General features: G+C 68.2%; 21 protein-coding genes and 1 pseudogene. 10 read left to right on the forward strand and 12 right to left on the reverse strand.

Annotation, left to right across the window (positions count from 1 at the left end; translation table 11 throughout):
* Positions 1–18 precede the first annotated feature (18 nt).
* The 3 genes from AB0I88_RS31160 to AB0I88_RS31170 are packed head-to-tail and all read right to left on the reverse strand — an operon-like array spanning position 19 to position 3,759.
* On the reverse strand, positions 19–435 hold the full coding sequence (locus AB0I88_RS31160) for a DUF6262 family protein (RefSeq protein WP_361032656.1): 417 nt from the start codon (positions 433–435) through the stop codon (positions 19–21).
* On the reverse strand, positions 432–2,582 hold the full coding sequence (locus AB0I88_RS31165) for a tyrosine-type recombinase/integrase (RefSeq protein WP_361032660.1): 2,151 nt from the start codon (positions 2,580–2,582) through the stop codon (positions 432–434). Before AB0I88_RS31165 ends, AB0I88_RS31160 begins: the two co-directional genes overlap by 4 nt.
* On the reverse strand, positions 2,572–3,759 hold the full coding sequence (locus AB0I88_RS31170) for a tyrosine-type recombinase/integrase (RefSeq protein ID WP_361032662.1): 1,188 nt from the start codon (positions 3,757–3,759) through the stop codon (positions 2,572–2,574). Before AB0I88_RS31170 ends, AB0I88_RS31165 begins: the two co-directional genes overlap by 11 nt.
* A gap of 114 nt (positions 3,760–3,873) precedes the next feature.
* Between AB0I88_RS31170 and AB0I88_RS31175 the strand changes: the two are divergent.
* Positions 3,874–4,029 (forward strand): annotated as a pseudogene (locus tag AB0I88_RS31175) (ATP-binding protein); the annotation flags it as partial.
* 31 nt (positions 4,030–4,060) lie between these two features.
* On the opposite strand, the gene AB0I88_RS31180 reads toward AB0I88_RS31175, so the two are convergent.
* Positions 4,061–5,158 carry an integrase core domain-containing protein gene (locus AB0I88_RS31180; RefSeq protein WP_361032665.1) on the reverse strand — a complete coding sequence of 366 codons (1,098 nt, stop codon included), beginning with the start codon at positions 5,156–5,158 and terminating at the stop codon, positions 4,061–4,063.
* Positions 5,159–5,302: 144 nt separating this feature from the next.
* On the opposite strand from AB0I88_RS31180, the gene AB0I88_RS31185 reads away from it, so the two are divergent.
* The 7 genes from AB0I88_RS31185 to AB0I88_RS31215 all read left to right on the forward strand — a co-directional run bounded on the left by AB0I88_RS31185 (position 5,303) and on the right by AB0I88_RS31215 (position 10,956).
* Positions 5,303–5,725: a sigma-70 family RNA polymerase sigma factor gene (locus AB0I88_RS31185; protein WP_361032668.1), complete on the forward strand. Its 423-nt coding sequence runs from the start codon at positions 5,303–5,305 to the stop codon at positions 5,723–5,725.
* Complete coding sequence (locus AB0I88_RS31190) at positions 5,722–6,192, forward strand: hypothetical protein (protein WP_361032671.1); 471 nt, start codon at positions 5,722–5,724, stop codon at positions 6,190–6,192. The genes AB0I88_RS31185 and AB0I88_RS31190 overlap by 4 nt, the downstream gene beginning before the upstream one ends.
* Before the next feature lie 50 nt (positions 6,193–6,242).
* Positions 6,243–6,389, forward strand: a complete 147-nt coding sequence (locus tag AB0I88_RS31195) for a hypothetical protein (protein WP_361032674.1) — start codon at positions 6,243–6,245, stop codon at positions 6,387–6,389.
* Positions 6,390–6,661: 272 nt separating this feature from the next.
* On the forward strand, positions 6,662–9,208 hold the full coding sequence (locus AB0I88_RS31200; RefSeq protein ID WP_361032677.1) for a cbb3-type cytochrome c oxidase subunit I: 2,547 nt from the start codon (positions 6,662–6,664) through the stop codon (positions 9,206–9,208).
* Positions 9,209–9,234: 26 nt separating this feature from the next.
* Entirely contained in the window at positions 9,235–9,867 is a 633-nt protein-coding gene (locus AB0I88_RS31205) for a hypothetical protein (RefSeq protein ID WP_361032680.1), read from the forward strand.
* A complete protein-coding gene (locus AB0I88_RS31210; protein WP_361032683.1) occupies positions 9,864–10,682 on the forward strand; it encodes a slipin family protein in 819 nt (272 codons plus the stop codon). The genes AB0I88_RS31205 and AB0I88_RS31210 overlap by 4 nt, the downstream gene beginning before the upstream one ends.
* On the forward strand, positions 10,672–10,956 hold the full coding sequence (locus AB0I88_RS31215; protein WP_361032686.1) for a hypothetical protein: 285 nt from the start codon (positions 10,672–10,674) through the stop codon (positions 10,954–10,956). Before AB0I88_RS31210 ends, AB0I88_RS31215 begins: the two co-directional genes overlap by 11 nt.
* Before the next feature lie 299 nt (positions 10,957–11,255).
* On the opposite strand, the gene AB0I88_RS31220 is transcribed toward AB0I88_RS31215, so the two are convergent.
* The 5 genes from AB0I88_RS31220 to AB0I88_RS31240 are packed head-to-tail and all read right to left on the reverse strand — an operon-like array spanning position 11,256 to position 18,336.
* Positions 11,256–11,594, reverse strand: a complete 339-nt coding sequence (locus AB0I88_RS31220) for a cupin domain-containing protein (protein WP_361032689.1) — start codon at positions 11,592–11,594, stop codon at positions 11,256–11,258.
* A gap of 20 nt (positions 11,595–11,614) precedes the next feature.
* Positions 11,615–12,373, reverse strand: coding sequence for a respiratory nitrate reductase subunit gamma (gene narI, locus AB0I88_RS31225; RefSeq protein ID WP_361032692.1), 759 nt, complete (start codon positions 12,371–12,373; stop codon positions 11,615–11,617).
* Positions 12,370–12,987, reverse strand: coding sequence for a nitrate reductase molybdenum cofactor assembly chaperone (gene narJ, locus AB0I88_RS31230; protein WP_361032695.1), 618 nt, complete (start codon positions 12,985–12,987; stop codon positions 12,370–12,372). The genes narI and narJ overlap by 4 nt, the downstream gene beginning before the upstream one ends.
* Positions 12,984–14,693 (reverse strand): nitrate reductase subunit beta, encoded by a 1,710-nt coding sequence (gene narH / locus AB0I88_RS31235; protein WP_361032698.1) that lies wholly within the window; start codon positions 14,691–14,693, stop codon positions 12,984–12,986. Before narH ends, narJ begins: the two co-directional genes overlap by 4 nt.
* Position 14,694: 1 nt before the next feature.
* Positions 14,695–18,336: a nitrate reductase subunit alpha gene (locus tag AB0I88_RS31240; protein ID WP_361032701.1), complete on the reverse strand. Its 3,642-nt coding sequence runs from the start codon at positions 18,334–18,336 to the stop codon at positions 14,695–14,697.
* Positions 18,337–18,738: 402 nt separating this feature from the next.
* Here AB0I88_RS31240 and AB0I88_RS31245 point away from each other — a divergent pair, with 402 nt between their 5' ends.
* Both AB0I88_RS31245 and AB0I88_RS31250 read left to right on the forward strand, forming a co-directional pair.
* Positions 18,739–19,971 (forward strand): MFS transporter, encoded by a 1,233-nt coding sequence (locus tag AB0I88_RS31245; RefSeq protein ID WP_361032704.1) that lies wholly within the window; start codon positions 18,739–18,741, stop codon positions 19,969–19,971.
* Positions 19,964–20,440 (forward strand): hemerythrin domain-containing protein, encoded by a 477-nt coding sequence (locus AB0I88_RS31250; protein WP_361032707.1) that lies wholly within the window; start codon positions 19,964–19,966, stop codon positions 20,438–20,440. The genes AB0I88_RS31245 and AB0I88_RS31250 overlap by 8 nt, the downstream gene beginning before the upstream one ends.
* Positions 20,441–20,522: 82 nt before the next feature.
* On the opposite strand, the gene AB0I88_RS31255 is transcribed toward AB0I88_RS31250, so the two are convergent.
* From AB0I88_RS31255 to ltrA, 3 genes are all read right to left on the reverse strand, one after another.
* On the reverse strand, positions 20,523–21,026 hold the full coding sequence (locus tag AB0I88_RS31255; RefSeq protein WP_361032710.1) for a hypothetical protein: 504 nt from the start codon (positions 21,024–21,026) through the stop codon (positions 20,523–20,525).
* Between the two features lie 74 nt (positions 21,027–21,100).
* Positions 21,101–21,724: a globin domain-containing protein gene (locus AB0I88_RS31260; protein ID WP_361032713.1), complete on the reverse strand. Its 624-nt coding sequence runs from the start codon at positions 21,722–21,724 to the stop codon at positions 21,101–21,103.
* 660 nt (positions 21,725–22,384) lie between these two features.
* Positions 22,385–23,773, reverse strand: coding sequence for a group II intron reverse transcriptase/maturase (gene ltrA / locus AB0I88_RS31265; protein ID WP_361032716.1), 1,389 nt, complete (start codon positions 23,771–23,773; stop codon positions 22,385–22,387).
* Positions 23,774–25,011 lie beyond the last annotated feature (1,238 nt).

Raw genomic sequence — 25,011 nt, forward strand, 5'->3', positions numbered from 1 at the left:
CCGACAAAACCGGGTGGGTCAGGACGGCGCTGCGCCGCGCCGAGCGAGCTCTCGCCGCAGGTCGAGGTTCTCGCCGTGGGCTTGTTCGAGAGCGGCGCGGAGGGCCTGCATTTCCTGCCGATGCCGCGTCTTGAGTTGCTCGATCTGGGCGGTGAGTGCCAGCACAACGGTGTCGCTGCCGTTTGTGTCCGGCCTGGCGGCGGGCGTGGGCCGCGCCTGGCTGCGCAGGTACTCGATGCGGCGGCGTAGCTCCGGACTCTGGTATAGGAAGGCGTGCGAGACGCCGGCCTCGCGGCCGACCGCCTGGAACGTGATCGCTTCACCGCGTTTGACCAGGGCGCGGATGGCGCGTTCCGCGGCGGTGGTCTTGGCCTGTGACTTGGCCTTCGCCGCGGTGGCCAGGATGGCGGTGCGTCGGGTGCGGTCGTCGGTCATGGCTGGCCCCGTCGGCGGGTGTCGAGGGAGACCGGGACCGGTCCGGTCGGGGCAGTGCCGCAGCCGGCGCCTTGGACCGCGCCGCACTGGGGGTCGCCGAGCGTGGCGAGTAGCCGGGTCAGCGCGGCCTGTTCGGCGCGGCGCTGGACCAGCCAGACGTTGTCGTCGGGCATGGGCCGGCCGTGACGCTGCTGGAAGGCGGCGGTGCTGCGGGCGATGAGCTGTTCGGTGTCGGCGAGCTGGCGTTGCAGCGTGCTCTGGTGAGTGGCATCGGTGACGAACATCGAGCAGGTCAAGCAGGCGTTGCCTTTGTCGCAGGTCTGCAGCGGAGGCAGCAGGCACCAGCCGTGCGGCAGGAACCGGTCGGCGCGGTCGAGCAGGTGCAGGCTGTCGTGGTCGTCACGGGAGAACCGCACTTGGGTGCCGTCGGCCTTGATCTTGACGGTGGCGAGAAACGCCTGCTCGGCGTGTTCTTGCCGGTGGGCGATGTAGTGCATGGACATGGTCGGGGTGGCGTGGCCGGCGTAGCGCTGCAGGACGTGGATCGGGAGCCCGAGCTCGGCCAGCCGGGTCAGCCGGGTGTGGCGGAAGCGGTGGGTGTGGCTGAGCCGCACCGGCCGGCCTTGACTGTCGATGATCTGGACGATGTTGCTGAACTCGCGCAGGATCCAGGTGTAGGTGCCGGACGGGTAGGGCTTGTCGCCGCTGCGGTTGCCGGTGCGCTGCTGGAACAGGAAGCGTGGGGTGCGGCCCGGGAAGTGCTGGCGGATCCAGTCCTGCTGTTCGGCGATGACCTGGGTGACGTCGGTGCCGACGAGGATCGTGTCCGGAGCGACGTCGATCTTGCTTTGAGCGTAGCGGAACCGGGCGAGTTGCTCGCCCTCGGCGGCGTCGACGAGGCGGTCCGGGACGCTGGCGAGGCAGTCGAAGTCGCAGGTGCGGATCTCGCTGGCGCGTCGGCCGGTGAGGATCTGCAGCAGGATCATCCGTTGGACCTGCGGATCGCCGAGACCGGCGGCGCTCACCTGCTGGCCGTCGCCGCGACGCACCGGGATCTGCTGCTCGCGGTCAGTGCCGATGAGCGGCAGCGCAGCGGTGATCTGGGCCAAGGCAGAGTCATCGACGTAGTGTTCGTCGTTGATGTCGCGTCCGTGCGGGATGCGTTTGACCTGCCGGAACCAGCTGGCCGCGTGGGCTTGGGTGACGTGCTGCCAAGGGCTGTGGCCGAGCACGGTCCGGGCCTCGGCGGGGTTGTCTGCGATGAAGGCGAGCAGTTCGGCCACCGCCCGCAGGTCGTCGTTGATGAGCCGTTGGTGCACGGGCTTGCCGAGATGCCGGTCGTCTTCTTCGCGTAGTCGGCGGTTGCGCCCATCAGCGGTCCAGCGGGCGAACGCGGCGGCCTGGCCAGCGGCCGCCGCCGGATCGCCGAGCACCAGCAGTGGGTCACCGAGAGTGTCCAGCCAGACGTCGAAACGCCGTAGGCATTTGAGTCGTTCCTGGCTGACCGTGGTCCACCGCAGCGTCCCGGACGCCAGCATGGTCCCGAGATACCACTTGGCTGCCGCCCGTAGCCAGAGGCGGGTGATCGTGCTCAGCGAGCAGCCGTGGTTGGCCAGCGGCTCCCGCGCCGACAGCGGAATCCGGGGATCACAGCGGGGATGCCAGTCGTCCAGCTCCCACCACGCGCCGTCGTGGCAGGCGGCCAGCAGGGCGAGCCGGGCGAAGCGGAACACCACCCGCAGCCGGGCCCGGGCGCCGCTCGGCGGCAGCCGCTTCCAACGGGTGGCGTAGAACCAGCCTTGCAGCGCCTCGGCGACCGTCCAGTCCATCTGCCGGATCGAGCCAGGGAACGGATGCCCCTGAGCGATCGCCCGGCGCAGGATGTTGGCCAGCTGGTTGAAGGCCAGGATCGATGAGCGGGTGCCGTCGACGGCCTGCCAGTGCGCCATCCACGCGATCTCCGCCGCGATCACCTCGGGCAGCCCGACGAGATTCAACCGGCGTTCGTTGTTCTCGCTGATCGCCAGCCAGTTCTCGATGCCCTCGCCGATGACCGGGCCCCGCCATGGCTCGGGCAGCGCCCGCCAGAGCGGCCAGATCGGGTCCTCCGCCGCGGCCAGCCGCGGCCTGGTGTGCTCACCGCTCATCGCTGACCTGCCAGGAGTTCGCGTAGGACGTCCAGTTCGCCGCGGCCCGCAGCGCCTCGTCCTCCCGGACCCAGCCGTAAAGGTCGAGCGTGGTCTGCACGTGGGCGTGTCCCAACCGGCGGGCCACCACCCACTCGGCGGTGCCGGCCAGCAGCAGCGCGGTGGCGTGGCTGTGCCGGAACCAGTGCGGAGTCCACCCGGGCGGGCCGATTCCCTTGCGGCGCAACGCTTCGGTCTTGTCCCGCACGGTTCCCTCCCGCAGCGCGGCCAGCAGCGGCGGCCGGTCCAGGTTCACCCACAACGGATGCTCGGCGGTGACCGCGACACCAGCTTCGGCGGCCCGGCAGGCCAGGTGCGTCAGGTAGTCGCCGAACAGCTGTTCCAGGTCCACGCCGACATAGACCCGGCGCGGGCGCATCATCTTCACCCGGGCGCCGTTCGGGTTGTCCTCGCGCGGCACGACCTCGACAAAGGGGGTGCCGCCACGACCCATCACGAAGTCGCAGATCCGCATCCCGAGCAGCTCGCCCAGGCGCATCCCGGTCTCGGCCAGCACCGCGAACAGCAACCGATCACGCAGATTGCCCACCCAGCGTCCGGCCGTGGCGTCGTAAACCGCGCAGCCGTCCAGGACCGCCTGGATCTCGCCGGGCAGCAGCACCGGCGGCCGGTCACGGCTGCGTTGGCGCCGGACCCGCACCAACGACGACGGTGCTGGCGACGTCCGGGCGTCCAGGTGAGCCAGCAGCCCCCGCGCGGGTCGGCGTCGTGGCACTCCGCGCAGGAGCCGGCGGGCGACCGGCACGTCGCAGACCGCTTCCTGCCACCGATAGAACGAGATCAACGCGGCCAGCCGTGCCTCCAGCGTCTGCGCCGACGGCACGTCGTCGGCCGGGGCGATCGAGTGTTCGACTGTGCGGCCGTTGCGTAGCCAGGACAAGAACCCCGTCACCGCGGGGACACCGACGTCGCGCCACTGGTCGGCTTCGCCGCGCTGTTCCAGGAACGTCCACCACTGCGCCAACGCCGTCGCATAACCGCGGACCGTGTTCGGCGACCACAGATGCCGGTGCGCCTCCAGCCAGTCCTCCACCGGCAGCACCGTGCGGTAACCGCCGTCGACCACGGTCCACGTGCGCGCCCCGCCCGCCGGCGAAACCGCAAGACTGTATGCCACCGCTGACGTTCCATCCGTTGAAGACCACCCGCTGATAACGCGGAAACAACGAGTCGTCACGGCAGAAGGTCACCCTCGTTGTTGACGTAGAAGCGAGCTGCTCAAGCCCCGTGGATAACGCCCGGGGTCGGCAAGACCCACATCGCCGTCGCTCTCGCGGTCGCGGCCTGCCGAGCCGGGTTCACCGTCTACTTCACCACCCTCGACGACATGGTCCGCCACCTCAAAGCCGCCGACGCGATCGGGCGCCTGGCTCGCAAGCTGCAGACCTTGCGGGTGCCGAGAATGTCATCCGTGCTGGTCAGGCCGCATGTTCGTATTCGTGGAGCAGTCCGCCGAGTCGATCATGTCGGTGGATGCGCAGACGCGCGAGGGCTGCTGGTTCGGTGGTGGGGTCGGGTAGTGCTCGCAGGGGTCGGGCGTTCGCGATGCCTCGATGCGGTCGGTGCTGATTGTGGTGGCGTTCGTACTCGCGCAGGGCGTGCAGCAGATGCGCCTGATTCCAGATCAGGGTTTGGTTGAGTAGCTCGTGGCGGCAGGATTGGATCCATCGTTCCATGATCGAGTTCATCCGGGGCGTCCGTACCCCGGTGAGCACGACCCCGATACCAGCAGCCGCGAGGATGGCGTCGAACAGGGCCGGGTACTTGCCGTCGCGATCACGGATCAGATACTTGACCTGGCAGCCGGCGTCTTCGAGGTCCATGATCAGGTTCCGGGCGGCCTGCGTGACCCAGGCGGCGGTCGGATGGGGCGTGACGCCGAGGACCCGGACGCGGCGGGTGGCGTGTTCGATCACCGCGAGGACGTACAGGCGGGCGCCGGTCAGTGTCACGGTCTCGAAGAAGTCCGCGGCGATCAGGCCTCGTGCTTGGGAGCGCAGGAAGGTTGCCCAGGTGCTGTTCGTGCGTTCGGGTGCCGGGTCGATGCCGGCGTCGTGGAGGATGTCCCACACGGTGGACGCGGCGACCTTGACTCCGAGGACGAGTAGTTCGCCGTGGATGCGCCGGTATCCCCAGCCGCTGTTCTCTCGGGCCAGACGTAGTACCAGGGTGCGGATCGACCGGAGGGTTCGTGGCCGTCCGGCCCGGCGAGGCCGGGATCGTCGGGCGTGCCGTCGGGCGATCAGGTCACGGTGCCAGCGCAGCACGGTGTCCGGGCGCACGAGCAGCCGCAGCTGGTTCAGCACCGTTCGAGGTAGCGGGTGCAGCAGAGCCGCCAGCCACGCCCTGTCCGCGGGAGCGAACCGGACCCGTTCGCCACCGAGTTGCCGTTCGAGCACCATGATCTGGTGCCGCAAGGCCAGGATCTCAGCGTCCTTGTCACGGTCGCTCATCGGCAACAGCCGCAGTAGGGCCAGAGCGTTGGTCACACCGAGATACGCCAGTCGCAGCAACACAACCAGATCATCCTCGCGGAGCACTCTGCATCGAGCATCGCCGAGGTCTGGTCTCTGAATCCAGCCCGCGGGTCAGGCCCACGCGTCGGTGATCGAGATGGCTTTGCCCAGGGTGGATGAGGTTTTCGGCATCCGCAGCGTCGCATGCTCGACGCTCCAGGCTTGGCTGACGACGTCAGCCAAGAGGTGTGGGCGGCCGCGCTGCGTGGATTGCCGCGGCTGCTGCATCCCGAGCGGTTCGCGCCGTGGCTGTTGACTATCGCTCGGCGGGCGGTTCTTAACCGCCTGCGCGAGAAATACGACGCCCCTGAATCGGCAGAGCTCGACACCGACACGGTCAGCGCCGACGAATCCGCCGACGTTGTGGATCGTGTCGAGGTGGCGGCGGGCCTGGCGGCGCTACCGGTCCGCGAACGTGAGGTCCTGGTGCTGTTCTACCTACAAGACCTGGCCCTGCAGGAGTGCGGGGAGATTTTGGAGGTCCCGCCGGGCACCGTCAAGTCCCGGTTGTTCCGGGCTCGCCGGATGTTGCGTGAGCAGATGACAAGACAGGGGTACCGGTCATGACAGACCATCCCGGATTCACCGTGCGAGACCTCACTCGCGGGCTGTCGCTGGCCCGGCGGATCGGATACGCCGTCGCCGGCCTCGGTGGCTCCGCCGTCGCGATCCTCGTGACGCTGTTGTGGATCACCGAAGACGGGTCGCTGCCAGCGAGAACCCGGCTCGCCTTCACCGCGATCATCGCGGCCGGACTGCTCTGGGCCGGATGCGCCAGCTGGGCGCTGATGCGGCATCCACTGTTCGCCATCGACCGTGTCGTGACCGCCTGGCTGGCCATCGCCTTCAGCGCAGCAACATCAGCCGGCATGCTGGCCATCGCCGCCGCCCGTGAGGGCGTCACTGGAGTGGTGGCCGCGGCCGCGGCCGCGGCAGCGTTGCTCAGTGCCTCGGGCCTCGCCCTGCACCGGGCACGGAAGTACCGGGCGGTGCTGCTCGCCCGACACCGACAACTCGACGCGGCTCAGGGCTGAAACAGTTCATCGGCGTCAGCCGAAACTCACCACCGATCCAAGGAGTTCCCATGGCCGCACGCAAACCGCTACCCATCGGCCCACTCGCCCGGGTGCTGCGGCACCTACCGGATGGCTCAGCCCACCGCACCATCGTCGTGCTTGCATTGATCCTCGGCATGACTCTGCTGGCCGGCATCGGATTGCTACTGCACTGACAGTGCTCCTGGCCGCCACGTCCCGCAGGCGGCCCCGGTTGTGGACAGCGGCGCGGCTACGTTGCGCCGGCCGTGCCGACTTCGTCCGAGCCGTCGAGGGTCTTCATCCCCAAGGGCCCGGGCCACCTACGCGTTCTGCTTGCTGGCCTCCCGGACCAGCCGCACTCCCGTCCATGACGGCTGGCCGTCCTTTCTGCGTGTCTCCGTCAATCGCGGTCACATCCCTGAAGGTGATGTCTCCTCCACGCCACAGGGGAAGCGCAGTGTGCTCGATGAGGCTCCGGCCCGACTCGAATAGGTGGCTATTCAAGTTTTTCCGTCGAGAAGAACTTCGAGCTGCGCAACATCTCACTTGTCGATACGGTCGAGGCGCAGCGCGGATGGGACGGAAGGCCGAGGACTTGTCTGATCAGGTGTGGGTGAAGGGCTCCGGGCGGGCGGAGCTGAACCTTTCCAAGGGCTGGGTGCAGGGTGTCGCCCTGGTCATGGTCTTCGGGTTCTTCGTGATGGGCATGCTGGCCTTGCGGACCTATACCGACTCGATGCCGTTGCCCCAGCGGGTGACCGGTCCCGACGGCCAGATGGTCTACAGCGGGGCGGACGTGACCGCCGGGCAGCAAACGTTCCTACGCCGTGGGCTGCAGCAGTACGGCTCGGTGATGGGCCACGGCGGTTACCTCGGTCCTGACTACACCGCCGAGTATCTGCGTATCTCGGCTGAGGACATCAAGGGCGAGCTCGCCGGCACCGGGCAGCAGGAGCCTGCCGAGGCCGCCAAGCAGATGCTGCGGGAGAACCGGTACGACGAGGCGAGCGGCGAGCTGGTGTTCACCGCGGAGCAGGTCTCGGCGTTCGAGGCCGCCACCCGGCACTACGCCGACTTCTTCGGCACCGACAGCACGAAGTTCGGCCTCATCCCTCAGGTGATCACTGATCCTCGCGAGATCCACGAGCTGACCGCGTTCTTCTCGTGGACGGCGTGGGCGAGCGCTGCGGAACGGCCTGGCCACAGCTACTCCTACACCAATAACTGGCCGCCGGAACCGCGCGTCGACAACACCCCGACCGCTGACATCGTGGTCTGGTCCGGATTGTCGTTGACGGCCCTGCTGGTCGGCTTGGGTGCTCTGTTCGCGCTCTACGGGCGGTGGAGCCGCAACATCGGCTGGCATGCCGCGGAGCAGCCGTCGCTGGCGTTCCGCCAGCCGGGCGAGGTGCAGATCACCAAGGCGCAGAAGGTTACTTCGTGGTTCTTCTTCGTCGTGGCCGCGCTGTTCCTGGTGCAGGCGCTGCTGGGCGGCGCGATCGAGCACTACCGCGCCGACCTGAGCACGTTCTTCGGCATCGACCTCGCGCAGGTGCTGCCGTTCAATCTAGCCCGGACCTGGCACGTGCAGCTGTCGCTGTTCTGGACCGCGGCGGCATTCCTCGCGGCCGGTATCTTCCTCACGCCGATCATCGCGGGCCGCGAGCCCCGGCGGCAGCACTGGCTGGCCTGGGGTCTGCTCGGCGCGCTGGTGATCGTGGTCGTCGGCTCGCTGGCCGGCGAGGCGATCAGCATCTTCGGCGCCGACTGGGCGAAGGGGTCGATCTTCTTCGACCAGCAGTGGGAGTACCTGGACCTGCCGAGGTTCTGGCAGGCCCTGCTGATCGTGGGCTTGTTCCTGTGGATCGCGATCGTCTATCGCGGGATCCGGTCGCGACTGAAGACCGAGCACAAGCTCAACATGCCGTGGCTGTTCCTCTACGCAGGTCTGGCGATCCCGGCCTTCTACGCGGTCGGCATGCTCGCGTCAACCGGAAGCCATCTGACCGTCGCCGAGTTCTGGCGCTTCTGGGTCGTACACCTCTGGGTCGAGGACTTCCTGGAGCTGTTCACCACGGTGATGGTGGCCTACATCTTCGTGATGCTGGGCGTGGTCCGCCGCCGTATCGCCATCCACATCATCTTCCTTGACGTCATCCTGTACTCCGCCGGTGGTGTGATCGGGACGATGCACCACCTGTACTTCTCCGGCACGCCGGTGGAGCACATGGCGCTCGGGGCGTTCTTCTCGGCGCTCGAGGTGATCCCGCTGACGTTCCTGACCGTCGAGGCGTGGACGTTCCTGCAACTGGGATCGCGGCAGCAGACCCGCAGCAGCGCGCCGTTCCCGCACCGCTGGTCGGTGATGTTCCTAGTGGCCGTCGGTTTCTGGAACTTCGTCGGCGCCGGCGTCTTCGGCTTCCTGATCAACCTGCCGATCGTCTCCTACTATCAGATCGGCACCGCGCTGACCGCGAACCACGCACACGGCGCGATGATGGGCGTGTACGGCATGCTCGCCGTCGGTCTGGCGCTGTTCGCGCTGCGCTACATCGTCCCGGCAGCGAAATGGCCCGACAAACTCGCGAAGATCTCCTTCTGGTCACTGAACATCGGCCTGGCCTGGATGGTGTTCGTGACACTGCTGCCGCTGGGCATCCTGCAGCTGTGGCACTCCGTCAACGACGGATACTTCGAGGCACGCACGCTCAACTACATCACCGAACCAGGCAACGCCCTGCTGGAATGGATGCGGATGCCCGGTGACCTCATCCTGATCATCGGCGGTGTGCTGCCGTTCCTGTGGATCACCTACCTCGGTATCCGTCACGGCATCAAGCCGACAGCGACGCAGATGCCACCGGAGACGCTCTACGTCGAGGAAACCCCCGAGGCGGCGCACGACCGCACCGGCATCCCGGTCCGGGCCGGCGCTGCAGGCACGGCCGAGGAGCTGCCCCGGTCGCGCAGCCGCTACGCCTCCGACCGCCGCGACGAGGCAGACGAGCCGTGACCGGGTTCTCCACCTCCGCTGTCGCCGTGGAGACCTGGCTGGCAGCCGGCTACTGCCTGGCTCTGGTGGGGCTCGCGTACATCATCGACGCGCTGGCGCGCCGCGCGGCGTCGGTCTCTGAAGGCGGCCTATCCGGCGGCTTCGTCTACCACCAAGACCATGACGCATGGCAGTGCCCGCAGGACCAATGGCTGTGGCCGCAGTCCTTCGACGCACAGAACCGCGTCATGCGCTACCGCGGTACCCCGTCGGTCTGCAACGCCTGCCCGGTCAAGGCCACCTGCACGACGTCCGCCTCCGGGCGCGAGGTCCAGCGAGCGGTCGACTCATGGCCGGCCTCCGAAGCAGCACGGTTCCACCGCGGCATCGCCTGCGTGGTGGTCGTGCTGGGCCTGGTGTGGCCGATCGGCACCGCGCTCACCGGCCCGAGCCACGACTCGCTGCTCGTCCTGATCGTCGCCGTGGTGATGGCACTGCTGCTGAGCCTGCCGCTCTGGTCTCATCTGCGCCGGAACCCGGTGTTCATCCCCGAAGGGATGGCCCACCAATCGCTCGACGACGCGGTTGCCGAGCGGGAGGCTGCCGCGGCCGCGCTGTTCCGACGGCGCTCCGGCTACGCATCCGAGCGACGCGAACCCGGATCGGAGACAGCCCGATGATCATCGCGATCGTCGTCATCCTCATGCTGCTGGTGGTCGTGATGCTGTCTTCGCTGCGGGTGCTGAAAGAGTACGAACGCGGTGTGGCGTTCCGGCTGGGACGGCTGCGGGAGCCACTCGGTCCGGGCGTCCGGCTGCTGCTGCCCGGTTTCGACAAGCTGGTCAGGGTGGATCTGCGCGTCGTCACGCTCACCATCCCACCGCAGGAGGTGATCACCCGCGACAACGTCCCGGCCCGGGTCAACGCCGTCGTGCTGTTCCGCGTGGTCGACCCGGTGAAGTCCGTGATGTCGGTGGAAAACCACGCGGTCGCCACCTCACAGATCGCCCAGACCACCCTGCGGTCGGTCGTCGGCCGGGCCGATCTCGACACACTGCTCGCTCACCGGGCAGATCTCAACGAGGACCTCGCGAAGTCGATCGCGTCCATGACCGAGCCCTGGGGTGTCAAGGTCGACGTCGTGGAGATCAAGGACGTCGAGATCCCCGAGGCCATGCAGCGCGCCATGGCACGCGAAGCCGAAGCCGAGCGGGAGCGACGCGCCAAGGTGATCAACGCCCGGGGCGAGCTCCAGGCGTCGGCGGAACTGCGCGACGCCGCAAGAACCTTGAGCGAGAGCCCGGCCAGCCTGCAATTGCGCTACCTGCAGACCCTGCTCGAACTCGGTGCCGACCACAACTCCACCGTCGTCTTCCCTCTGCCGATGGACATCATCGGTCCGTTCCTCGACGCCATGCGTGGCAGGGTCGCGCCCGGCGTCAACGGGACGTCACCCGTGACCAATGCCGCGGAAAGGACACATGATGACCACTGAACTCGAAACCAACCCCGAGAAGGGCCGCCCGATCCGGCTGACCCCGGTCCCGCCGGGCGTCTGGCTGGTCATCATCGGCGCCGGGGTGACGGTCCTGGGGCCGCTGTTCGGTTTCCTGATCGGCACGATCCTCGGCACCGAGGCAAAGGCGCTCGGACTGAGTCCGATCTTCCTGTTCCTCTTCCTCGGGTTCCTCATCGGCGGCGTCGGGCTCGGCATCGTACTTCTTGGTATCCGCCGCATCCTCCGCAACCGGAAGACCACCGCCCACTGAGCAGGACGCATGCCTCTCTGAGGAGAGGCACGGAGCGGCGCGCGCAGTCCACGGCAGTTCGACATCTGCGCTGCCGAACTGCCGTGGCTATGACCAGTTCGCAGCACCTGTCGGCAGCTACGGTGTGCCACCGGATCGCTTGCCTCATCCAGCCTGCTACGCGTCAGCCCGCTGCCCGTCCGCGCCCGCTGAGCGGACCCAAGCGAGTGTTGGCCGCTTCTGCCATCACACGCCAGATGTCGCGTCCGACCTGACCACTGTGACCGCACCCTGTTGAATCGCCGATCCGAGATCAACCGTCAGGGCTGGCCGATCTTGGCGACGGTGAGCAGGATGACGCTGTCGTCGAGGGCTTCGAGGCTGTGCCGGGCGTCGGGGATGATCAGCAGGTCGCCGGTGGCTGCGCTGTGTTCATCAGCACCGGCGAGCAGTCGCACTTGTCCGTGGAGTACCTGCAGGGTGGCCTCTCCGGGGTTCTCGTGTTCGTCGAGTTTCTGACCGCCGACCAGGGCGATGAGGGTTTGCCGCAGTGTCTTGGTGTGTCCGCCGTACACGGTGTGGGCGCTGCGGCCGCTGTTGGCCTGTCGGGCGATGTCCAGGTGCTGCTGGGTGAGGTCGGCCAGCGACGTGATCTGCATGATGCGAGCTCCTCGGGGCGTCAGCGGGTGTTGCGGGATCGGCCGGTGGGCGCGGCGGGCCGATCCCAGCCGGGCCGGGTGGGGCGCAGGCCACCGCGGGTGTCGCGGTAGCGGTAGACGACGTACGGGCGGGTTAGATAGCCGACAGGGGCGCTGAACGCGTGCACGAGCCGGGTGAACGGCCAGAACGCGAAGAGCGCGAACGCGGCGATCACATGGAATTGGAAGGTGGTGGGCACGGCGGCCATCAGCTCGGGGTCGGGCTGGAAGTAGAACAGCGAGCGCAGCCAGGGTGAGACGGTTTCGCGGTAGTCGTAGCCGTCGCCGGAGACGTTGGCGCGCACGGTGGCCCAGAGACCGCAGAGGATCACTGCGGCGAGGACCACGTACATGGCCTTGTCGTTCTTGGTGGTGGCGGCGAACACCGGGCCGGTCAGCCGGCGGCGGGCGATGAGCAGGGCCATGCCGATCAGGGTGCACAGCCCGGCGACGGTACCGATGAACACCGCCATCAGGTGGTAGGCGTGTTCGGTGATGCCGACGGCCTCGGTCCACGACTTGGGGATGAGCAGGCCGATGACGTGGCCGATGAGCACGAACAGCACGCCGAAGTGGAACAGCGGGCTGCCCCAGCGCAGGATCGATGTTTCGTAGAGCTGGGAGGAGCGGGTGGTCCAGCCGAACTTGTCGTAGCGGTAGCGCCAGATGGTGCCGCCGATCAGGATCGCGATCGACAGGTATGGGTAGACGACCCAGAGCAGGATGTCGGTGGTGTTCATCTGCGTCCCCCGCTGATGGTGGAGAGTCCGAAGGGTTCGAGGCCCACCTGTTCGGCGGGCGGGCCGGAACGCGCCAGGTGGGCGGCGGCGGCCAGGTCGCGGGGGGAGGCCGACGGCAGCATGGCGCGGACCGCATCGACGGCGTGCCGGTACACCGAACCGTCCTTCTCGAGGGAGGCGGTCAGCAGGTCGAGGCCGATGCGGTTGTCGCGCAGCAGCTGCCAGCCGGAGTCGTGTTCGGCGGCGAGGTCGAGCACGGCCGGGAGGTAGTCGGGTAGTTCCCCGTCGACGAGTTCGAGGCCGGCGTGGCGGTAGGTGGCGGCGAAGTCGGCGAGGGCTTCGCCGCGTTTGCGGGTGTCGCCGCAGGTGTAGTACGTCAGGTGCAGGCTGGCGCGGCGCCGGAAGTCGAACAGCTCCACGTATTCGGTGCGCAGCGATCCGGCGTCGGTGGTGTCGCGGTGCCCGGCCACCACCGCCAGTGGCTCGGCGACCTCGCCGGGCAGCCCCGGGAGCGCGTCACCGATGACAGGCAGTGCAGCGAGCACCTCTTCGTCGGGGTAGCGCAGCAGCAGCGACGCAGCGCGGGCGGCGATCGGCCGCCAGAGCGCGGTCACGACCGGTCCTCGTCGATCACGCCGGGGCCGCCGGTGGCCCCGCCGCCGGCGCCGGGATCACGGCGGGGCGGGAACAGGCCCTCGGGGTTGCCCTTGCCGTCCCAGTTGAGCAGGTTGACCCGGCGGGGTTCGTCGCCCGGGTCGGTGAACCCGTCGGCGGTCTGCCGGTTGCGCAGCATGTGGAACGTCTCCACCTGTACCGGAACCGGTGTTCCGGAGGCTTCGCCGAACGGCCCGGTCTGGTACATGCCGGGTCCGCCGTCGTAGTCCAGGGAGCATTCGGTGCCGAGTTGTTCGAGGCGGTGGGCGTCCTCGGCGTGTGCGGCCGGGATGACGTAGCGCTGCTCGTACTTGGCGATGGCCAGCAGCCGGTACATGTCGTCCATCTCCTGCGGTGTCATGCCGACCGCCGCCGGGATCGAGGTGTCGGGCTTCTCGCCGAGGTTGATGCGCCGCTGGTAGGAGCGCATCGCCGCGAGCCGGTTCAGCACGGCCCGCACCGGTTCCGGGTCGCCGGCGGTGAACAGCGCGGCCAGGTACTCCAGGGGGATGCGCAGCGCGTCCACCGCGCCGAACAGGTTGTGCGGGTCCTCGCCGTCGTGGCCGGTGTCGCGCAGCACGTCGACGACCGGGGACAGCGGCGGGATGTACCAGACCATCGGCATGGTCCGGTACTCCGGGTGCAAGGGCAGCGCTACCTCGTACTTCATGATCAGGTCCCAGACCGGGGACCGTTTCGCGGCGTCGATCCAGTCCTCGGGGATGCCGGCGGCGAGCGCCGCCCGCGCGACGGCGGGGTCGTGCGGGTCGAGGAACACCGAGCGCTGCGCGTCGTACAGGTCGTGTTCGTCCTTGACCGCGGCGGCTTTTGCGACCCGGTCGGCGTCGTAGAGCATGACGCCGATGTAGCGCAGCCGGCCGACGCAGGTCTCGGAGCAGATGGTGGGCTGGCCGATCTCGATGCGCGGGAAGCAGAACGTGCACTTCTCCGCCTTGCCGGTGCGGTGGTTGAAGTACACCTTCTTGTACGGGCAGCCGGTCACACACATCCGCCAGCCCCGGCACCGGTCCTGGTCGACCAGCACGATCCCGTCCTCGGCCCGCTTGTAGATCGCCCCGGACGGGCAGGAGGCCGCGCAGGACGGGTTCAGGCAGTGCTCGCAGATGCGCGGGAGGAAGAACAGGAACGCCTTCTCATACTCCTGCCGCACCTGATCGGACACCTGCTGGAGTACGGGGTCGGCGGCGAGGACCTCGTTGCCGCCGCCGAGGGAGTCGTCCCAGTTCGCCGACCAGGTGACTTTCGTGTCCTGGCCGGTGAGCAGGCTCTTCGGGCGGGCGACCGGGAGGTCGGTGCCGGCCGGTGCGGTGAGCAGGTGCTCGTAGTCGTAGGTCCAGGGCTCGTAGTAGTCCTGCATGGCCGGCAGCTTGGGGTTGGCGAAGATGCTGAATAGCTTCTTCACCCGGCCGCCGGCGCGGGGTTTGAGCCGCCCGGTGGCGGTACGCACCCAGCCGCCCTGCCACCTGTCCTGATCCTGGTAGGTGCGCGGGTAGCCCTGCCCGGGCCGGGACTCGACGTTGTTGAACCACACGTACTCGACGCCGGAGCGGTTCGTCCAGGCCTGCTTGCAGGTGACCGAGCAGGTGTGGCAGCCGATGCACTTGTCCAGGTTCATGACCATCGCCACTTGGGCCATCACGCGCATGTCAGTACTCCACGTCCTGGGAACGGCGGCGGATGACGGTGACCTCGTCACGCTGGTTGCCGGTCGGGCCGAGGTAGTTGAACGCGAACGACAGCTGGGCGTACCCGCCGATGATGTGGGTGGGTTTGACCAGCAGCCGGGTCAGCGAGTTGTGGATGCCGCCGCGCCGGCCGTTGATCTCGGCTTTCGGCACGTCGATCACGCGTTCCTGGGCGTGGTAGAAGTACACCGTGCCCTCGGGCATCTTGTGGCTCAGGATGGCCCGGCAGACCACCACACCGTTACGGTTGACCGCCTCGATCCAGTCGTTGTCCCGTACCCCGATCTTCGCGGCGTCCTGCTCGCTCATCCACATCGTCGGCCCGCCCCGGGACAGCGTCAGCATGATCAGGTTGTCCTGGTACTCCGAGTGGATCGACCACTTCGAGTGCGGCGTCAGGTACCGGACGGTGATCTCCAGCTCGCCGTTGCGGCCGAGCTGCGGCTCACCGAACAGGCGGTGCATGTTCAGCGGCGGCCGGAAGATCGGCAGCGTCTCGCCGGCCTCGTGCATCCAGTCGTGGGCGACGTAGAAGTGCTGGCGGCCGGTCAGCGTGTGCCACGGCTTGAGCCGTTCCACGTTGATGGTGAACGGCGAGTAGCGACGGCCGCCGTGCTCACTGCCGGACCATTCCGGGCTGGTGATCACCGGAACCGGGCGGGCCTGGCAGTCGGCGAAGGTGATCTGCTTGCCCTCGTGCTCGGCGGCCAGATCGGCCAGCTTCACCCCGGTGCGTTTCTCGACATCCTTGAACCCGACCGTGGCGACCCGGCCGTTCGTGGTGCCGGACAACGCCAGAATCGCCTCACAGGCGTGCACGTCCTTGGCCAGTGACGGCCGGCCGTCGGCGATTCCGCCGCGGATCGCGCCGTTCTTGCGCCGCAGATACTCGATCTCCGGGTTCACGTCGACGGCGACGCCCTTGCCGATGGTGCCGAGCGTGTCGAGCAGCGGACCGAGCGCGGCCATCTTGTCGGCGATCGCACCGTAGTCGCGCTCCACCACCACGATCTTCGACATGGTTTTTCCGGGTACCGGCATCTCGCCCTCGGCCTGCCAGTCGCGGACCCGCCCGTGCGGGGTGGCCATCGCGTCCGGCGTGTCGTGCAGCAGTGGCGCCGCCACCAGGTCCTTGCGCACCCCCAGGTGCGTCTTCGCCAGGGCCGAGAACTCGCGGGCCAGGCCGTGGAAGATGTCGAAGTCGGTGCGCGTCTGCCACGGCGGGTTGATCGCCGGGGTGAACGCGTGCACGAACGGGTGCATGTCCGTGGTGTTCAGGTCGTGCTTCTCGTACCAGGTGGCGGCCGGCAGCACCACGTCGGACAGCAGGGTCGTGGAGGTCATCCGGAAGTCCAGGCTGACCATCATGTCCAGCTTGCCTTCGGGGGCCTGGTCGATCCACCGTACGTCCCGCGGCCGGTGCTCGGGGCCGGCGTCATCGGCGCGCAGGTTCGAGCGGGTGCCGAGCAGATGCTTCAGGAAGTACTCGTTGCCCTTGGCCGACGAGCCGAGGATGTTGGCCCGCCAGGCGATGAACACCCGGGGCCAGTTCTGCTCGTCGTCCGGATCGGTGCAGGCGAACCCGAGCCGCTTGTCGTGCAGAGCCTGCGCCACATAGCCGCCCGGGTCGTCGCCGGCCTCGTCGGCCAGATCCAGCGGATTGCGGTTGAAGGTCGGCATCGACGGCATCCAGCCCAGCCGTGCCGACTGGGCGAGCAGGTCCATGGTGTGCCTGCCGTGGAACAGGCCCGTGCCGGTGGGGGAGGACACCGTGTCGGCGGAGTAGGTGTCGTAACGCCACTGGTCGGTGTGGGTGTACCAGTACGCCGTACCGATCATCTGACGTGGCGGCCGGACCCAGTCCAGCGCGAACGCGAGCTGCTGCCAGCCGGTCACCGGCCGGCACTTCTCCTGGCCCACGTAGTGCGCCCACCCGCCACCGTTGACCCCTTGGCAGCCGGTCAGGGTGACCAGCGCCAGGATGCCGCGATAGGTGGCGTCGCCGTGGAACCACTGGTTGACGCCCGCGCCGAGCAGGATCATCGACCGGCCGCCGGAGCGTTCCGCGTTGTCGGCGAACTCCCGGGCCACCCGGGCCACCTGCGCGGCCGGCACCCCGGTGATCGGCTCCTGCCAGGCCGGGGTGTACGGGGTGGCCGCATCGTCGTAGCCGGCCGGCCACTGACCCGGCAGCGCGGGGCGGGCCACCCCGTACTGGGCGAGCAACAGGTCGAAGACCGTGGTCACCAGTTTGCCGCCGACCGTGCGGGTGGGCACGCCGCGGCGCAGCACTCCCGGGGTGTCGGTGTCGAAGCGCGGCAGTTCGACCTCGACCGACTCGCCGGTGTCGAGGCAGGTCAGGGCCGGCTCCAGGGCGCCCAGGTCGAGGTTCCACTCGCCCGGCTCACCGAAGCGGTGGCCGAGACTGCCGCGCGGCACAGCCGGGGCGCCGGTGACCGAGTCCCACAGCACCGTCTTGAACGCCGACGTGCCGCCCAGGTCCTCGTCGGTCAGGAACCGGTCCGGCCGGTACGCCCCGTCCGCCCCCGGCTCGAGGGTGATCAGGAAGGGCAGGTCGGTGTACTTGCGGACGTAGTCGACGAACCGCGGGGTGCGCCGGTCGACGAAGAACTCCTTCAGGATGACGTGCCCCATCGCCATCGCCAGCGCGCCGTCGGTGCCCGGCTGGGCGGGCATCCACTCGTCGGCGAACTTCACGTTGTCGGCGAAGTCCGGGCTGACCACGATCACCTTCTGGCCGCGGTACCGGGCCTCGGCCATCCAGTGCGCGTCCGGGGTCCGCGTGACCGGCACGTTGGAGCCCCACATCATCAGGTACGACGCGTCCCACCAGTCACCGGACTCGGGCACGTCGGTCTGGTCGCCGAACACCTGCGGCGACGCGACCGGCAGGTCCGCGTACCAGTCGTAGAACGACAGCATCGTCCCGCCGATCAGCGACATGAACCGGGCCCCGGCCGCGTGCGACACCATGCTCATCGCCGGGATCGGCGAGAACCCCGCGATCCGGTCCGGCCCGTACTCCCTGATCGCGTGCACGTGCGCCGCCGCGACCATCTCCAGAGCCTCGTCCCAGGTGACACGGACCAGACCGCCCTGGCCGCGCGCCTGCTGATAGGTGCGCCGCCGGACCGGATCGTCCTGGATGTCGGCCCACGCCGCGACCGGGTCACCCAGGCGCTTCTTCGCCTCCCGGAACATGTCCACCAGAATTCCGCGGGCGTACGGGTACCGCACACGGGTCGGCGAGTAGGTGTACCAGGAGAACGCCGCCCCGCGCGGGCAGCCGCGCGGCTCGTACTCCGGCTTGTCCGGGCCTGTGCTCGGGTAGTCGACCTGCTGCTGCTCCCACGTGATGATCCCGTCGCGGACGTACACCTTCCACGAACACGACCCGGTGCAGTTCACGCCATGCGTAGATCGCACGACCTTGTCGTAGGACCACCGATCCCGGTAGAACGCATCCGCCTCACGGCCGCCGATCTGATACAGCGCCCGCCCGTCCGGGGACACCTTCGCCCTGCGGACCAGTCCACCGAAGCCCAGTAGCGCCCGCCCGGCCGCATCGGCTGTGGCCGTCATCGCCTCACCCTCCCGGATCAGATGACCTTGACGCCTACCTTCGTCCGGTTACCTGGTCCCTGCAACCCGAACACGGCTTTAGCCTGATTACCGACGATCAAACCGCTGGTGACAGGCCAGTGAGCCGCACATCGGGCACTGAAGGGCATGCCCTGCGGATCTGTGGAGGCAGCCGGTGCAACCGAACTACGAGCCCGGGTGCGTTGCGGCAGGAAGCCGGCTGTGTGCGCAGCAGAGGAGATCGGCATGTGCCCTGAACCGGTGGGTACAAAGTCCCTACTGAACCAGGCCTGTGGTCGAAGAATCTGATCGGGACAGGTTCGTAGCGCCCAGCCGTTCCCGCCCGGTCGTGGCGGCAACGGCGCCGCCGGGATCGCCGGCCATGACACAGGGAGAGCCCGCATGAGCACCTCGTCGGCCCGCGCAGGGCGGGATCAGGCCACCACCGGCAGTCCCGGTCTGATGCTGACGCTGGCCACGATCGGGTTCGCGGTCAACTTCTGGGCGTGGGCGCTGCTGAGCCCTCTCGCCATCCGGTTCACCGCCGCCCTCGAACTCACCTCCTTCCAACAGGCGCTGCTGGTGGCGGTGCCGGTCGTGGTGGGCTCGGTCGGTCGGATCCCGGTCGGTGCGCTGACCGACAGGTTCGGCGGCCGGCTCATGTTCCCGCTGGTGTCGCTGACCACCATCGTCCCCGTGCTGTATCTCGGCCTGCTCGGGCACGACTCGCTTACCGCCCTGTTGATCGGGGGGTTCTTCCTCGGCATCGGCGGCACTGCCTTCGCCATCGGGGTCCCGTTCGTCAACGCCTGGTTCCCGCCGCACCGGCGCGGCTTCGCCGTCGGTGTCTTCGGTGCCGGCATGGGCGGCACCGCGATCAGCGCCCTCACCACCGTGAAGCTGGTCGACGCCGGCAGCACCGCCACCCCGTTCCTGCTCACCGCCGCGATGCTGGCCGTGTACGCAATCGCCGCCTGGCTTCTGATGCGCGACGCCCCGAACCGGCCGGTGCCCACCGCGCCGCTCGCTCAGCGCCTCGCCGCAACTCTCCGGTTGAAGATCACCTGGCAGGCCTCCGCGCTGTACGCGGTGGTGTTCGGCGGCTACGTCGCGTTCTCGGTCTACCTGCCCGCCTACCTCAAGACCGCCTACGGGTTGACCCAGGCCGACGCCGCCAACCGGATGGCCGGGTTCGTGCTCCTCGCGGTGATCATGCGGCCGGTCGGCGGTTGGATCTCCGACAAGATCGCACCGAGCCGGGTGCTGGCCGCCTCCCTGAGCGTGGTCATCGCCGGCGCGATCGTGCAGTCGTTCACCCCCGGCCTGGCACCGGTCGGCACCATCGCGTTCCTGGCCATGGCCGCCGCCCTCGGCGCCGGCAGCGGCGCCACCTTCGCCCTGGTCGCGCAGGTCGCCCCGGCGAACCAGGTCGGCTCGGTCACCGGTGTCGTGGGCGCGGCCGGTGGTCTTGGCGGATTCGTGCCGCCGCTGGTCATGGGATCCATCTACGGCCAGTTCGAGTCGTACGCCCTCGGCCTGGCCCTGCTCGCCGTGGTCGCGCTGGCGGCTCTGCTGCTCGATGTCCTGTCCGTCGCCCGCAACAACGCACGAGAAGGAAAGGCCGCCCATGTGTGAGTACTGCGGCTGCCAGGACGTCACCGCGATCGGTGACCTCACCCGCGAACACGACGAAGTCGTCGGCCTTATGAGCAAGGTCCGCAACGCGCACGCCACCGGCGACATCGACACCATGGCCGCCGTCGCCCGCCGGATCGCCGACATCCTCGCCCCGCACACCGCCGTCGAAGAAGAAGGCCTGTTCCCGCTGCTGGCCGACGACTTCCCCGACCAGATCGCCGTACTACGCGCCGAGCACCGCCACGTCGAGCACGTCCTGGCAGCGGCCGCCACCGGCACCCCGGCCGACCCCGGCTGGCCGACTGCCCTGCTCGACGTCCTGCAGGATTTGCGTACCCATATCCTCAAAGAGCAAGACGGAGTGTTCCCGGCCGCGCTGACCAGCCTCACCGGCAGCGACTGGGACGCCGTCGACGCCGTCCGGGACCGCGTCGGCATCCGCATCTCGCCCGCCGCGAGCCGGTGAGACAGAACGCGCAACCAACTGCAGCCGCCCGCATTCCGGGCGGCCGCAGTTCTTCCGGACGACTGCGGCCGCTCGAGGCCTGTCAGTCGGTGTCGGCCTGCCACAAATCAGGGCCGAACACCTCGTACTGAATGTCCCGTACGCCGACACCCCGCCCGAGCAGTGCCCCGCGCATTGCCTGCATGAACGGGATCGGCCCGCACAGGTAGTAGACCGCGTTGTCCGGTAGCTCGATCGCGGACAGGTCCATCATGCCGGCGTGGGCGCCGGTCACCGGTAGCTCGCTGCCGCTGCCGTCCTCGTACCACACGTGCAGCGCCGATTCGGGCAGCCGGGCCAGGTCGTCGGCCAGTTGCCGGCGCAGCGGGAACGACCTCTCGTTCGTGTCGGCGTGCAACAGCGTCACTCGCAGGTGCGAGCCGGCCGCAACCAGATGGGAGATCATCCCGGCCATTGGGGTCACCCCGATACCGGCACTGACGAACACCACCGGCCGGCCGCCGTCGTCGAGCACGACGTCGCCGTACGGCACGCTCATGGTGAGCTCGTCGCCCACCTGCACCCGATCGTGCAGGAACGTCGACACCTCACCGTCAGGTTTCCCACCGCCGTGCACCCGCTTGACCGCGAAGTACCGGTGCTCGCCGTCATCAGCGCGGGTCAGACTGAACTGGCGTGGCGAACCCCGTCGGGCATCGGTGCGTTCACAGTGATGTACTGACCCGGCAAGGACGTCTTGACCGGCCGGTCATCGACGCGCCGCATCACGAACTGCACCACGTCATCGGTCTCCTGGATCTTCTCCGAAACCGCCCACTGCCGCCACACCCGCTCAGCGGTCACCCCACGAGCGCTGTATAGGCCGCGTTCCTGATGGATCAACGCATAGGCCATCAGCCAGTACACCTCGTCCCAGGCCGCAGCCACATCCGTAGTGACCGCATCGCCGAGTACATCGCCGATCGCCCACATCAGGTTGTCCCGCACGATCTGGTACTGAGCCGGGCGGATTCCCAGCGACGCATGTTTGTGCGCGATCCTGGTCAGCAGCCGCTCCGGCAGCTGCGGATCCTTCACCAGCGCGGTGGCGAACACCGCCACCGAACCGGCCAAAGCCTTCGGCTGACTGCCCTCGGCCTGGTTGCCGCGGTTGAACACCCCATCCTGCAAGTCAGGATGCTCGGCGAACATGTGGGCGTAAAACCGGTTCGCGATCTCCTCGATGTGCTCACCGACGACCGGCAGCGTGGCCTCGACAATCGGCCGAGCCTTGTCCGACAGCACAGTGACCTCCCGAAGACGGTAGGCGCATCGCCAGACGAATGCGCGTAGGTGCAGATGCTCCGGACTGGAAATAGCGTCCGCAACGGCAGTCGTGCCGTCCTTGCGCCGGGCTCCGGAGGATGGGATGGATCTTCCCGACACTATCCCGGATACCCAGCCGCGCAGAGTGAAACCGTGCAGCTCACCAGTGCCGTCCCCCGCCACAAGACCGGAAAGCCGTTCGTTGAGGCTCAGGCGCAGCCGACTCGGTAAGCGCGGTGACGGCAAACAACAGGGCCGAGCCGTCGGTCATACGCGCGTAGAGGCCACGCCGACCAGGTACCACACCAGCCAAATTCCGCACCGCGGGCTTGGCCAGCAGTCGCATCCGGTGCTGGCGCATCCGCGACCCGTTGCGCCACGACGACATGGCCGCAGAGATTAGCCGGTATCCTAGTATGTGAGAATCAGGACTTGACAAGAGTAAGTCCATGCCAAAGCATAGTTAATCGGACCTTGGCATCGACTCTAAACATAGCTCTGAGCTCTTCTGATTGGGGCGCTGTCTAGTTGAGTCGGCCTGGAGCGCGGTGCCGCGTTGCCGCTGGTCCGTTTCTCCAGGCCGCTCGCCGAACCCGCCGTGCGCGTCTCCGCGCAACGGGCTCTCCACGGTTGCTGTCGTCAGGCGTTGTCGGGTGTGGGCCAGGGGTTGGGGATCGTGCGTTGCCGGTAGCGGGTCACCGGGGTGGCCGCGATCGGCTGGTGCGCGGTCCCGTCCGCGGTGATGGGCAGCCACCTGCCGGTCGGCGTGGTGAACTGTCTGCGGACGGCCTTCCAGTTCCAGCGGTGCCGGTGCATGAGCATCGTGATCAGCCGTTGCCAGGCGAACCGGTCCAGGGTGTGGAAGGTGTGCTTGGCGACGGCGTGCCGGAAGTAGTTGGCCCAGCCGTGCGTGACCTGGTTGAGCCTGGTCAGCACGGATTTCAGGTCCTGCTGTGATGTCCTGCGGGTCAGTGCTCGGATCTTCGCCTTCAACGACCGGATCGGCCGGGCGGCGATGAACGTATACACATGCCAGCGGTTCGAGCCTCGCTTGCGCTGCCACTGGATGTGGAAGCCGAGGAAGTCGAACCCGTCGCTGAGGTGCACGATCCGCGTCTTGGCCGGCGACAGGCGCAAGCCGAGCGGAGCGAGCACGGCGGCGACGTCCTCGCGCAGCGCGGCCGTGTGGTCCTGGGTTCCGTGGACGAGGACCACGAAGTCGTCGGCGTAACGGACCAGCCGCCACGTCGGCAACCCCCGGCTGCGCCGGTAGTTACGGCGTCCGCTGGTCGACATCGTCCCGCCCGGCTTCCACGGCGCCGTCAGATGCTCGTCGAGCACCGACAACGCGATGTTGGCCAGCAGCGGAGACAGGATGCCGCCCTGCGGCGTGCCGGTATGCGTGTTCCGCCGGTCACCGAGTTCGGTGAGGATCCCGGCTTTGAGGAACGCCTTCACCAGCGCCAGCACGCGTTTGTCGGTCACCCTGGCTCGGACGCGGTCCATCAACGCGGTGTGGTCGATGGAGTCGAAGCACGCTTCGATGTCCGCGTCGAGCACCCACCGGTACCCGTTGGTGCCGTATTGGTGGATGTCGGCGATCGCGTCCTGGGCGCGCCGCTTGGGCCGGAACCCGTAGGAGACCGGCTCGAAACCGGTTTCGAAGATCGGTTCCAGCACCAGCTTCAGCGCCGCCTGCACGACCCGGTCCGCCACGGTCGGAATACCGAGCTTGCGGGCCTTGCCCGACCCGCCGGGTTTCGGGATCTTGCGTTCCCGTACCGGCAGTGGCCGGAACGTGCCCGCCTTCAACCGGGCACGTAGGTCGGTCAGGAACCCCGGGACGCCCACATACTGCTCGACGTGGTCGACGGTCAGGCCGTCGACGCCGGGAGTGCGGGCTCCCCGGTTACCGGCGACCCGGTCGAACGCCATGATCAGCGTCGCCGGGTCGTGCACGAGGTTGAACAGGTCATCGAACCGGCGGCCGGGATCGGCCGCCGCCCAACGATGAAGTTTGGCCTGCATCTCCGCTACCCGATCAACCGGACTCACATCCGGCCGGGCGTCGCCGTTCGGCGGCGCGTCTTGCGGCATTACAGCATCCATCCCTTCGCGTAACCGCTGCCGCCCTTCCCCATGTGCCGGGCTTTCCCCGGCTCGGAGTACTACGGCGGCTCCGTCCCACCCGACCCGTATCGGCGGTCGGTGCGCCTATCCCGGACCGGCCCGCTGGATGCGGACGGCTCGGGAGTCGCGGCCGGGTGGTTCCCGTGTTCACTGCTGTTCGTTCGTCGAAGGAGGAGCCCGACTTTGTCCCTGACGGCCTTGCGGTGGGTACGCCGCAGACCTTCCCCACCGCCTCCCGGACCAGCGATCTGACCCAGCCCGAGAGTTCCCCGACCGCGTCTGCGCTCGGGGAATCACCGTCATCCGGCCCTGATCCACCAGGTTCGAGCCGGTAACCCATTAAGGGACGTAATAACGCCGGTTCCTCGCGTACTCCTCTTCGTCTCGCTCGCCGGACCCGCACCATCTGGCAGTGCTGGCACGCCCCGGCTTTGTCAGGGCCGCTTCCCACCCGCTCCGGCACCACCCGGACCAGGCTGCCCTCAGCTACGCCCACCTGCTGCGACAGGCAGACGGTGGCGGTCTCTCACCTCCACTCGAACAACATCGCCTCACGGCGCACCGGATCAGAAGGTTAGGGGTTCGAGTCCCTTCGGGCGCACAGATGATCAAGACCGTGACCTGCGGAAACAAGGGTCACGGCCTTCTTCTTTCCCATTTTCGGCCTCAAGGATCCCACTTTGTGGGAGCGTGGTGATCGGATGGTGATCGCGTGTCGCAGACGTGGTCCGTCCATAGTGGATTTTGATGCTGAGCAGGACTTTCCCAGGCGACTCGCAACCCGATCCGCAACCCCGTACTGATTACTGTGCGTGACTCCCGCGGCGGTGCTTGTCGTCCCGGTCAAGGCTGCCACCGGGCCGTGCATGCCGGGCCTGGCGCGAGGCCGGTGGCCGGCACAGGGCGAGCCGTCTGCGGGTGCCGGGGCAGCGCCGCGCTGCCGCAGTCCGGGTCTATCCGGTGGCGACGGCGGGCGCCGGCGAAAGGATACGAGGGAACCGGCGTGCCACTCGCGGTGTGGTGATGGCTGTGGACGGCGGGCAGCCCTTCCGGCAGTGCCGAATATCCGGTTCATGAGGCTGCCGCGCGAAAGCTTGCGCCGGGGCCCGAGTAGATCTTCAAAGAGTCAGGAGAGA

Source organism: Actinoplanes sp. NPDC049802 (genome assembly GCF_040656595.1).
Taxonomy (GTDB): Bacteria; Actinomycetota; Actinomycetes; order Mycobacteriales; family Micromonosporaceae; genus Actinoplanes.